Below are 12,296 nucleotides of genomic sequence, written 5' to 3'. Positions count from 1 at the left end.
GGAATACGACAATCTAAAAATTATGATCTTAGACCGAATAACATTTGATCCGAAACTAATGGAGGAAAGCCTTGCATTCGTGGAATGCGGGTTACAGTTGGAACTTTGGTTGGCCTCGTAGCTTCTGGAAGCACCTTTGATGACATCCAAAAAGCTTATCCATATATCGAAATTGAGGACATTAAACAAGCTTTATCTTACGCCGCCTGGCGCTCAGATGAAATAGAAGTCCCATTTCTGGCTGCATGAAAATTTTGATTGATATGAATTTGTCGCCTTTCTGGGCGGAGTTTTTCTTACAGCAAAATATCGAAGCAATACATTGGTCTGCTGTTGGAAAAGCAAGCGATCCCGATGAGGTTATTTTTGAGTATGCAAGAATTAATCAATACGTGGTTTTTACTAATGACTTGGATTTTGGATCAATACTTGCAGCCACAAACCTCAAAGCGCCAAGTGTTTTTCAAATCAGAAGCCAGTGTTTACTGCCACATATAGTCGGGGATGTTGTTGTCGAATGTTTCAGACAATACGCTTCATATCTGGAAGAAGGCAGCCTGGTCACCTTGTATGAGCAAAAATCTAAGGTTCGTATTCTGCCATTAAGGCCATGAATAAAGCATAGTAATCCGACAAGTCCAATACCGAACAAAAGTGTCCGAAACCGGACACTTTTTTGGTTTAAAATCAACCCTATTTTATTGATAATCAGTGAAGTGTAGCTGCGCGGATTCCGTTGGTATAATTATTCAATGCACTGAGCTGTCTATTAGCCATGACATTAAAAGTTCCTCAGAAGAAAGACTGCCTTCCGAAAGGGCGCTGTCGCATTAGCCAAATTAGCCATGATTCAAAATTATTTAAAGATTGCGTGGCGGAACGTGCTTAAAAGTAAGCTGTTTTCCGCCATTAATGTATTCGGCCTGTCCGTTGGGATGACTTGCTGCATGTTGTTGCTTTTGTACATCCTCAGTGAAATTTCTTTCGATCGGCATCATGAGCATGCAGACGACATTTATTTGCTTCGGAGCGAAAATGTCCAAGCCAACGGAGACAAGATGGACAATCCGCGAGGCCCGGCACCTTATGCGCAAACGGTGAAACGAGAATATCCGGAAGTTGTACAGGTGACACGTCTCTGGCAAAATTTCCTAGAAAACAAAACCCTTTTTACCATTAACAAGCCTGGCGAGGGTGAAAAGTCTTTTTACGAAGAAAAGGGAACGCACGTTGATTCGACGTTCTTTGATGTTTTTACTTATGAATTCGTTGAAGGTGACGCGAAAACATCCCTTAATGATCCCAACTCGATTGTCATCTCGGAAGAAATCGCGCAGAAGCTTTTTGGAAAAACATCCGCTTTGAACCAGACTATTCGCATCGGTGGGAAAACTGGCAACAATGAGAATTTCAAGGTAACGGGCGTTTTTAAAGATCAAAGCGCAAAATCACACATTGAGGCGAGCTATTTTGTGCCACTCCGTGCAGGTTGGGTCGGTGATTATTTGCAGCAATCGGACCTGAATTTCACGAGTAACAACATGTTTTACCATTATCTGCGCCTCAGACCAGGAACAAGCGCAGAACAATTCAGTAAAAAACTTCCCGCATTCATCGAAAAATATGCTCGGAAGGATTTGAAAATCGCCGGTTTTGACAAAAAACTTGCCCTGTTACCCGTGAAAGACATTCACCTTTTCAGCAGAATTGAAAGCATTGTTACGCCGACGACGAGCTCCACTTATCTTTATGTGCTCGCGTCTATCGCCATCTTTACATTGCTGATCGCCTGCATTAATTTTATGAATCTCGCCACTGCCCGATCTGCAAAGCGCGCAGCCGAGGTGGGCATGCGAAAGGTTATGGGTGCCGGAAAAGGCGGCTTGATCGGTCAATTTCTGGGCGAATCAATGGTGCTTACATTTCTTGCTTTGGTGATCGCGACCGCTTTGGTTGTGTTGTTTTTGCCTGTTTTCAATCAACTGGCTGACAAGTCGCTGCAACTTAGTGAACTCTTCAAGCCGAACATTATCGCGTCATTCATCTTGCTTGCACTGATCACGGGATTGCTGGCAGGAAGTTACCCTGCATTTTATCTCTCTGTTTTTAATCCGCTGGATGTGATAAAAGGGAAATTTGTTAATTCCGTTTCTGCCACTGCTCTGCGCCGCGGATTGGTTGTGTTTCAGTTTGTGATTTCAATCGGATTGGTTGTCGCGACGATGGTTATTCAGGGACAAATCAAATTCATGCGCGAGCAGCCGCTCGGTTTTAACAAGGATCAGCAGATTGTCATTCCATTCCTGAGCGACGAGTCGCGCAAAGCGTATACTGCTCTCCGTAACGAACTGCTGCAAAATAATCAGATCACCGCAGCTTCGGGAACGAGCTATTATCCGGGCATTCTTAACCCGAGCGATATGCCAGTATTTTTGCCGGGACAAAGCGTTGATCAGGATGGGCTTGTAAAGACCAATTGGGTTGCACCGGATTTTATGCAAACAATGGGCTTTCAAATGGTTGCAGGCCGCATGTTTTCAGCTCAATTTCCTAGCGATACAAACAGCAAAATTGTAGTTAATGAAGCGACATTGCGGAAGTTTGCCATTCCAGTGGAAAAGGCGGTTGGACAGCATCTGGATTTTAATATGGGTGAAAATCAGGTCGGTTCGCTGGAAATTATCGGCGTGGTCAAAGATTTTCACTTTCAGGATCTGCATAAAGTGATTGAGCCATACGCGTTTTTCCTCAAAGAAGACACCAATTATAATTACATCATTGCACACGTCAGTTCCAATGATGTCAGCAATGTGCTTCCGTTCATAGAGTCGAAATGGAAGTCGCTGGTTCCGGGAGAGCCGTTCTCGTTCACTTTTTTAGATGCAGATTTTCAAAGCAACTACGCGTCTGATGCGCGCACGTCACGGATTGTCAATGCGTTCACGATTATTTCAATTCTGATTTCTTGTCTTGGACTGTTTGGACTGGCAACATTTGCTGCCCAGCAGCGCATTAAGGAAATTGGCGTAAGAAAAGTGTTGGGCGCTTCCATAGGCAGCATTGTCGGATTGCTTTCCGGTGACTTTATCAAGCTGGTTGTTATTTCGATTGTCATTGCCACGCCGCTGACCTGGTATGTAATGAATAAATGGTTGCAGGATTTTGCTTACAAGATCAGCATTCAATGGTGGATGTTTGCGGTTGCCGGTGCACTTGCCGTGATAATTGCCATGATTACGGTGAGCTCGCAAGCCATCAAAGCGGCGGTGACAGATCCTGTGAAATCTCTCAAAAGTGAATAAGAACTTTCAACGATTTTTAGCCATACAAAATGTTCAGAAATTATCTCAAAATCGCATTTCGTAACCTTTGGAAAAGCAAGGGTTACGCATTTATCAACATTGCGGGACTTGCCGTTGCGTTTTGCATCAGCGCTTTCCTGTTTTTGACTGCATATTTTCAGTTTTCATTTGATAACTTTCATAAAGAGAAAGACCGAATTTACCAGGTGTATTTCTTTTCAAATGATCCTGAAAGGGCGAATAGCTCGGGCACAATGCCTTTTCCGCTTACGCCTGCCATTAAAGCGGAATTTCCAGAAATCGAAAATGTTACGCGTATGGTGAACGGCAGCGATGTGCTGGAATACAAGGGCAAATATTTCGATAAGCAACTCAAATATATCGATCAGGATTTCCTCAAAATCTTTACATTTCCACTCCTGAAAGGCAGCACTGAAACGGCGCTTCGCGACCTGAGCAGCATTGTAATCAGCGAAAATATGGCCAAAGCGATATTCGGAGCCGAAGATCCAATGGGTAAATCCTTAATGGTTGGGTTGGATCAAAACCGTAAGGAATATGTCGTAACGGGCGTTTTGCAAGATTTCCCTGATAATTCTACAATTAAATATGATGCTTTTGTAAGAACAGAAAATGCTGGCGAATACAATCGGGCAAAAGAACAGTGGGACGCTATGTCGCATGTTGTTTATGTAAAGCTTGCGGCAAATGCGGATCAGGCAGCACTAGAAAACCGTTTAAAACCATTCGCGAAAAAGTATTTTAGCGATAACATTGAAAGCTTGAAAAAGAAAGGTGCTAATCCCGACGAGCGCGGAGACATTTTCGCTGTGCGCCTAAAAAACCTGGCTGACCTGCATTTTGACAAACAAATTTCTGGTGGCGGAGCATCACCCAAAGCGCTGATATTTTCATTGATGGGCATCGGCTTTTTTATCCTGCTGATCGCGTGCATTAACTTTATTAACCTTAATGTGGCCCGTTCATTTATCCGGGCCAGGGAAGTGGGGGTCCGCAAATCACTTGGTGCGCTCAAAAATCAGCTTTTTCTTCAAATCTGGGGTGAAGCTTCGTTCATATGCTTCTTCGGATTTCTGACAGGCGTGATTTTGGCCACATTGTTATTGCCTGCATTTAATGCCACTTTTCAAACAAAACTGAGCTTGGAATACATGTTTGAGCCAGATAAAATTGCTCTGCTTTTTGTGTTATTTGTGGTCGTTACGCTGATCGCAGGCGGCTATCCGGCCTGGCAAATGTCTAAATTCAATGCCGTTGAAGTCTTGAAGGGGAAGGTCACCATGAAAAAGCCGGGCGTCCTTCGCAACTCGCTGATTATCGCTCAGTTTACCCTTTCGAGCTTGCTTATATGCTGCACAATTATCGCGATTCAGCAAGTCGATCATTTGCGTGAGCAACCGCTTGGCTTTCAAAAAGAGGAGGTGATTAGCATTCCGGTTGGCAATAAGATTAATGGTAAAAAAGTGCTGCAACGCATGCGGAACGAATTGGCAGGTGACCCGGGCATTCTCGGCATTACGGGAAGCGGCGTTAATCTCGGCATCGGAGCAGACCGGAGTTCAACAAGAAGTGTTATCGGGTTTACTTTTAAGGAAAAAGAAGTCTCCACCGACTGGCTTTCAGTGGATTATGATTATTTGAAAACATTAAATATCAAATTAATCGCGGGGAGGGAATTCAATCCTGCTTACCCAAGCGATTCTGTTGACCGCGTGATCATTACAGAAAGCATGGCTAAAATGATCTTCGAAACAGATCCGGTTGGTAAGTTTTTCCAAACGGACTCGGCTGGTGTGAAATATCAGATTATCGGCCTGGTTCCTGATTTTAATTTGTATTCATCCAAAAACGAGAAGAAACCGATCACCATGCATTTGGGTGGCTCGGAGTCGGTTAGCTATATTTTTGTTCGGGTAACGCCGCAAAGTTTGAGTGTTGCAATGGATAAAATGAGGACATTGTGGAAGGAAGTTGCACCTGAAACTGAGTTCACCGGCTCATTCCTTGATGAAAACACCGATTCCTGGTATCGCGAAGAAGGCCATTTATCCAAAGTATTTAGTCTTGCTTCGGGCATTGCTATCGTTTTGTCCTGCCTTGGTTTATTTGCGATTGCATTGATCGTTATGGAGCAGCGTACAAAGGAAATTGGCGTCCGTAAAGTGCTCGGGGCCAGCATATCGGGACTCGTGTTTGTCCTCTCCAAAGACTTTGTGAAACTTGTGCTCGTCGCCATCGTGATTGCAACGCCTGTCGCGTGGTTTTTAATGCAAAAATGGCTCGATAACTACGCTTATCGAATTGCAATCAATCCTATGATTTTCGTTTTTGTAGGTCTGGCTGCCGTCTTCGCGGCCGTCGCAACTGTTAGCTTTCAAAGCATTAAAGCCGCACTCATGAATCCGGTAAAGTCCCTGCGGAGTGAGTAATTGACATGATTTCCACTAAAAGCATAACTCAGCCATGATTAAAAATTATCTCATCACATCGCTCAGGAACCTGAGGCGCAATTGGAATTTTACGCTGATCAATGTTGTCGGTCTCACGTTGGGGCTTGCCTGCTGTTTGCTTATTTTCTTTACGGTGCGTTATGAGCTGAGCTTTGATCAGCATCATAAGCATATCGAGCAAGCTTACCGTGTGTTGAAGCATGCCAAAAGAGAAGGAGACAATGGTTATGCAACGGGCATGCCACTTCCGGCATTGTCCGCGCTCCGAAATGATTTCCCTGAATTGAAAAATTACATCAGCTGCACTTACGCGCTGCGCGACGCATTGATCACGATAGGAGAAGGGCCTGCACGGAAAAAGCATTCAGAACCGAGCAATGCTGTCTCATTTATCGATCCGCAATATTTCAATTTGTTTGATTACCAATGGCTGAAAGGCTCACCTGCCACATCCTTAAATAACCCGGGTAGCGTGGTGCTCGCCGAGAGCCAGGCGCGTAAATATTTTGGAAAAGCAGATCCGATGGGTAAAACCATTCTGGTTAATAATCACAAAACATTCATTGTTACCGGAATCGTTAAAGATCCTCCGCCCACCACCAATTTTCCTTTTCACACCATGCTTTCCTTTGCTTCTTTGAAGGATTATGGCGCTTTTACAAATTGGGATGATTGGGCGAGCACTTACGGTGGCGGACAAATCTATCTTAGGTTGCCGGAGTTCGTGACGGAGGAAAAAATGGAGGAACGACTTGTTTCGTTTATCAAAAAATACCGCGAACCGAAAGATGCAGCGGAAGAAGATTACGTTTTGCAGCCTGTTAAGGAAATGCATTTCAGTACTAAAACTTCTAATTATGCCGGCAGGACGATCAGCAAAGGAATGATATGGGCGATGGTTTTAGTGGGATTATTTATACTTATCACGGCTTGTGTAAATTTCATCAACCTCGCCACTGCTCAGGCGCTTCGCCGTGCGAGGGAAGTAGGAGTGAGAAAAGTGCTTGGCAGCACAAGAGGACAATTACTCAGACAGTATTTCGCTGAAACAGCTGTTATAACCCTCATTTCAGTGATATTGGCACTGATTGTAGCCCAAATAACGTTGCCAAGCGTTGCAAATATATTGAATATCAATGCAGAAGGAGTTGTTTTTGTACAAGATATTTCCATTCTGCTTTTCCTGGCGACCCTTACCATTATCACAACAATGCTGGCGGGCGCTTATCCTGCAATGGTTGTTTCGGGTTATCAGCCAATTCTTGCATTAAAGGGAAAAATACGTAATGCAGGGCGTGGACAAACAAGTTTGCGTTCTGGATTGATCGTTTTGCAATTTACCATTTCTCAAATTGTCCTTATCGGAACATTGATCGCTTACAGCCAGATGAAATATTTCCGGACGCTGGATCTTGGCTTTCAGAAAGACGAAATCATCAGTATGCCTATTCCATCGCAAAATCCGGGCGTGTTAGAAGGATTATATGCTAAACTGGAAAATGAGCCGGGGATCAAATCAATGAGTTTCAGTGCGTTTACGCCCATGTCCAGAAGCAATTGGCAGACCGTGTTCAAATATGAGAATGATACGGAATTTCTTGATTTTGAAATCGTAATGCGGCCCGCGGACACGGCTTATGTCAGAACTTACGGACTTTCGATGGCTGCTGGAAGAATGTATCTGCCCGCCGACACAATGCGTGAATATGTGGTGAATGAGGCTTTTGTCAAAAAATTGGGTTTCAAAAATCCGGCTGACATCATTGGCAAGCGACTATCCATTGGGGGTTCAAGTCATAAGTTGCCAATTGTAGGCGTTGTGAAAAACTTCAATACATATAGTCTGCACCGTGAGATCATTCCTTGCGTGCTTACAACCGAACGTAACAACTATGGAACGCTCGGCATCAAACTCGCTGCCAACTCCGATCCTAAACAAATTGAAAGGATCGAAAAAGTATGGTCTGCGACATTTCCCGATTATTTGTTCAAATACACTTTCCTGGATCAGACGCTAAGCAGTTTTTACGAAAAAGAGGAAAAGCTGTTTGACCTGTTCAAAATTCTTACGGGCATTGCAATCTTCATTGGCTGTCTTGGTTTGTATGGCGTTGTCGCTTTCATGGCCGAGTCCCGCACGAAAGAAATGGGCATAAGGAAGGCCGTAGGCGCATCAGCGTTTAATATTTTCAGCTTATTTTCCATCGATTTTGTCAAACTTGTCGTCATCGCATTGGTCATTGCGTCGCCTATCGCCTGGTATGTGATGAATGGATGGTTGCAGGATTTTACTTACAGAGTAGAAGTTAGCGGTTGGCTTTATGTCGTTGCGGGTGTCGGAGCGGTGGTCATTGCATTAATAACAATAAGTTTTCAGAGTATCAAAGCAGCTTTAGTGAACCCGGTGACATCTTTAAGAAGTGAATAGTCATCCAAACGCAAAAAGAGTAAACCCATGATCAGAAACTATCTATTAATTGCACTGCGAAACCTCCTTAAAAACAAGGTTTACTCTTTTATTAACATTGCCGGTCTCGCAGTTGGCATTGCCGTCGCCATGCTCATAGGCCTTTGGGTTTGGGATGAATTGTCTTTCAATAAATATCATAAAAATTACGACCGGCTTACCCAGGCTTACATCAATCAGACCTTCAATGGCCAAACGGGCAGCGGGCGGGCGGTTTCGCTTCCGGCTGTGATGGAAATGGCAAATAAGTATAGCGCCGATTTCAAAAATACGTCCATGTCCTCATGGAATTTCGGGCATTTGCTGGCGAATGGAGATAAGAAAATCAATAAAGCGGGCATGTGGGCGCAACCGGCACTTCCAGAAATGCTTTCACTGAGAATGTTGAAAGGGGATTTGAAAACCGCATTAAAAGAGCCTGGCTCAGTGGTAATCTCAGAATCTGTTGCAACAGCGCTTTTCGGCAAGGAAGATCCTTTGAATAAAACGCTTAAACTGGATATCAAGAAGGACGTGAAAGTGACGGGCGTATATGAAGACATTCCGTTCAATTCAGAGTTCAATGAGCTGAATATGCTTTTGACATGGAACGACTATCTGCTGACCGAAAACTGGGTCAAGGAAGCGCAGACGCAGTGGGGCAACCATTCATTCCAGTTTTACGCCCAGGTTGCGGACAATGCCGACATTGAAAAAGTGTCCCGGAAAATTCGGGATGTCGAACTTCCACATGCATTTTCAAAAACTGATAAGCCGCAATATTTCCTTCATCCGATGAGCAGCTGGCATTTGTATTCCGATTTTAAAGATGGTAAAAATGTGGGCGGCGGCATTCAGTTCGTTTGGCTTTTCAGCATTATCGGCGTTTTTGTGCTGCTGCTTGCTTGCATCAATTTTATGAATTTGAGCACAGCCCGTTCAGAAAAACGCGCCAAAGAAGTAGGAATTCGTAAAGCCATCGGATCGTTGCGCAGCCAGCTCATTTTCCAATTTCTGAGCGAATCGTTTCTCGTTGTTTCTTTTGCATTAGTTCTGGCATTGTTAATTGTGTTGGTGTCATTGCCAGCATTCAATGATCTCTCCGGAAAACACGTGAGTTTCCCATGGCAATATGTGCAGTTCTGGGCAATGCTGCTACTATTCTCCGCATTTACGGGGCTTGTTTCCGGAAGTTATCCGGCATTTTACCTTTCTTCATTCAATCCGCTTTCGGTCCTTAAAGGCACATTTAAGATTGGGAAATGGTCTGCTGTGCCGCGAAAAGTGATGGTGGTGATGCAGTTTACAGTTTCTATCACATTGATTATCGGAACAATCATTGTCTTTCAACAAATTGAACATGCGAAGGACCGGCCGGTGGGTTATGACAGACAAGGGCTGTTGCAGATTAACATTTCAGCAAATTTATACGGCAAATATTATCCGTTGCGAGATGATCTGTTGAAATCCGGCGTGGTCTCAGAAATGAGCGAATCTTCCAGCCCGACGACTGGAATTTATTCCAATCAGATTGGTTTTGAGTGGGAGGGAATGGAAGCCGGATCACTGCCTTTGTTTGGAACAATTGCGGTAACACATGATTTTGGTAAAACGATAGGCTGGAAAATTATTGACGGACGTGACTTTTCGAGGGAGTTTTCAACGGATACAGCTGCTTTTGTGCTAAACGAAGCGGCAGTAAAGTTGACCGGAATAAAAGACATTATTGGCAAAACGATCAGATACAATGGGAAGCCCCGGCAGGTGGTGGGTGTGATCAAAGATATGGTAATGCAGTCGCCTTACGAGCCGGCCGTTCCTACGATTTTTTTAATGGATTACGAATGGGCCAATTTGATCAACGTTAAATTGCTTCCAGGAGCGCCAATTGAGAAATCGTTGAAAAAAGTTGAAGCCATTTTCAGAAAGCACGATCCGGATTCACCATTCGAATTCAAGTTTGCAGACGAAGAATATGAAGCGAAATTCCGGGCAGAAGAACGCATAGGAAAGCTAGCGCGGGTCTTTGCAGTTTTAGCTGTGTTTATTTCTTGCCTTGGATTGTTTGGACTCGCCGCTTACACTGCGGAACAAAGAACGAAGGAAATCGGAATCCGGAAGGCATTGGGCGCAAGCGTGGCGCAGATGTGGGCGCTGTTGTCAAAAGAATTTGTTTATCTCGTAATCCTTTCCTGCGTCATCGCATCGCCTATTGCATTGTATTTCCTAAGCGATTGGCTCAAAAAATATGAATATCACATTGAATTAAGCTGGGTGGTTTTCGCTGTTTCGGCTGCGGCAGCAATTGTGATCACGTTGCTGACCGTCAGCTTTCAAGCCATCAAAGCCGCATTAATGAATCCTGTAAAGTCTCTGAGGAGTGAGTGAGACATTGTAAAAAACCATTCGTCGATGCGGAAACGATGTTAATAGATTAAGTGCGTCAGTTGGTAGATTCGATTTCTGTTGAATTAAACGTTTGTTGAAAAAGGGCCTCTAACCTACATAAACAAACAATTTAATAACAGAAACCATGAAAAAGACCATCTTAGCAATCGCAACAATAGTAACATTGACAGTAGGCAACAGCTTTGCACAACGTTACAACCGTCATGAAGTTCCAGCGGTTAACAACTCCCGCATCGACAATGCCTATGAAGAATTCCGGATCAATAAGCTGGATGAAATCGTGAAGCTGTCACGTAAGCAGGAGAATAAGATCAAGAAAATTGAGAACCACTATGATCAGCTGATGTCAAACAGAAGATACAGCAGTTTTCAAAGCGTTCAAAAACTGGAAAGAGCAAAACAAAAAGACATTATTTCTGTCTTGACGCCAGGTCAACGCCAGCGTTTGGTTGCTTATCAAAATAGATATGACAACGGACGTTATAACCGCAGAGGATAATTTTACGGACTTGCCAAGCCTCAGAACTTGGCAAGTTTTACTTTTTTAGTGCGGATGAAATAATCGAAAAGCATTAAAGTGGCCAATCCCACAATTGAGAGCGAATAAAGCTCAGGAAGCTGATCCATTTTATCCGAGACAATGTAAGTAGCACGCGCCCCCTGATCTACAAGCCCAACAATGCGAGACGCCTGCTCTGGCTGGCCTGTTGGAATAAAAATGCAGGCTATTAATGCAAGAACAATGCTCGCAGCAATCCAGACCCAGGCTCTGCTGGAAATTACAGGCTTATATTGAATGTTGGCAGCTGCCGGTTGTAGTTTCAGCATCAAATCAACTGTGAAAGATTCAGAAGGTCGCTCGGGTTGCATTAGTTGAAGCAAATGTTTAAGCCTCACTTCTTCACTTTCCGCAGCTACTTTTTTCATGATCTGCGCAGTGAAATCAGCACCAGGACTTTCCGGGGACACGGTCTTTAACAGTTGCTTGAATGCTTCTTCATTATTTTCCATGCTTCACTTATAACAAGAATTGCAATTCTTTCCCCAAAACTTTTCGCGCTCTAAACAGCTTCACCTTAATGTTAGAAGCTGACAAGCCCGTGATTTCTTCGATTTCCTCAATCGAATTCTCATTCATATAATACAACGTAATCAGCACCGAATCTATTTTTGGCAATTTTGCGATGGCTGCTTTTACAAACTCTTCTCGCTCAGCATTCTGTAAATGATCCAGTTGTGGCGTTGCAAGGTCGTGACTGTAATTTTCGGTCAGTTCTTCGTCCAGCGATGTAAGCTGAACTTTATGCTTTTGCAATTTAGAAATCGATGTCCGGTAAACAATCGTGTAAAGCCAGGTCGAAAATTTGGCATGGCCCTGAAAGTCATTGATCTGTAAAAATGCCTTTACAAAACTTTCTTGCGCCGCGTCTTCCGCATCCTCCGCATTGCCCAATATCTTGACAGCAATGGTGTAAGCCATGTTTTTATACTTATCCACAAGATATGTGAAGGAAGCCAGGTCTCCTTTTTTAACATTATCTACATAGAACTGGTCTCCCTGATTTTTCATGCATTAAGCTTACTCCCTGCTCATAAGACCATTGAAATCGCTTTTCGGTTACAGTTTGTGGGATGACTTTTTATAAAAAACTTTTTTGAAAAAATCTG

Annotated in this window: 8 protein-coding genes and 1 pseudogene; 7 read left to right on the top strand and 2 right to left on the bottom strand. The window is 43.7% G+C overall.

Annotated elements, in window-relative coordinates:
- Positions 1-63 precede the first annotated feature (63 nt).
- The 7 genes and pseudogenes from AC0IYG_RS27335 to AC0IYG_RS27305 all read left to right on the top strand — a co-directional run.
- Positions 64-249, top strand: a pseudogene (locus AC0IYG_RS27335) (DUF433 domain-containing protein); the annotation flags it as partial.
- Positions 246-614, top strand: a complete 369-nt coding sequence (locus tag AC0IYG_RS27330; protein ID WP_471714261.1) for a DUF5615 family PIN-like protein — start codon at positions 246-248, stop codon at positions 612-614. The pseudogene AC0IYG_RS27335 and the gene AC0IYG_RS27330, both read left to right, overlap by 4 nt.
- A gap of 231 nt (positions 615-845) precedes the next feature.
- Positions 846-3,302 carry an ABC transporter permease gene (locus AC0IYG_RS27325; protein WP_471714260.1) on the top strand — a complete coding sequence of 819 codons (2,457 nt, stop codon included), beginning with the start codon at positions 846-848 and terminating at the stop codon, positions 3,300-3,302.
- A 29-nt stretch (positions 3,303-3,331) separates the two neighbouring features.
- Complete coding sequence (locus AC0IYG_RS27320) at positions 3,332-5,752, top strand: ABC transporter permease (protein WP_471714259.1); 2,421 nt, start codon at positions 3,332-3,334, stop codon at positions 5,750-5,752.
- A 34-nt stretch (positions 5,753-5,786) separates the two neighbouring features.
- Positions 5,787-8,201, top strand: a complete 2,415-nt coding sequence (locus tag AC0IYG_RS27315; RefSeq protein WP_471714258.1) for an ABC transporter permease — start codon at positions 5,787-5,789, stop codon at positions 8,199-8,201.
- 27 nt (positions 8,202-8,228) lie between these two features.
- Entirely contained in the window at positions 8,229-10,607 is a 2,379-nt protein-coding gene (locus tag AC0IYG_RS27310; protein WP_471714257.1) for an ABC transporter permease, read from the top strand.
- A 145-nt stretch (positions 10,608-10,752) separates the two neighbouring features.
- The gene (locus AC0IYG_RS27305) at positions 10,753-11,127 is read left to right on the top strand and encodes a hypothetical protein (protein WP_471714256.1); all 375 of its coding nucleotides are present in this window, start codon (positions 10,753-10,755) and stop codon (positions 11,125-11,127) included.
- 20 nt (positions 11,128-11,147) lie between these two features.
- On the opposite strand, the gene AC0IYG_RS27300 is transcribed toward AC0IYG_RS27305, so the two are convergent.
- Both AC0IYG_RS27300 and AC0IYG_RS27295 read right to left on the bottom strand, forming a co-directional pair.
- Positions 11,148-11,639 (bottom strand): hypothetical protein, encoded by a 492-nt coding sequence (locus tag AC0IYG_RS27300; RefSeq protein ID WP_471714255.1) that lies wholly within the window; start codon positions 11,637-11,639, stop codon positions 11,148-11,150.
- Positions 11,640-11,646: 7 nt separating this feature from the next.
- Positions 11,647-12,198 (bottom strand): RNA polymerase sigma factor, encoded by a 552-nt coding sequence (locus AC0IYG_RS27295; protein ID WP_471714254.1) that lies wholly within the window; start codon positions 12,196-12,198, stop codon positions 11,647-11,649.
- Positions 12,199-12,296 lie beyond the last annotated feature (98 nt).

Source organism: Dyadobacter sp. AC419, from assembly GCF_979253085.1.
This window is presented reverse-complemented; position numbering and strand designations above follow the sequence as displayed.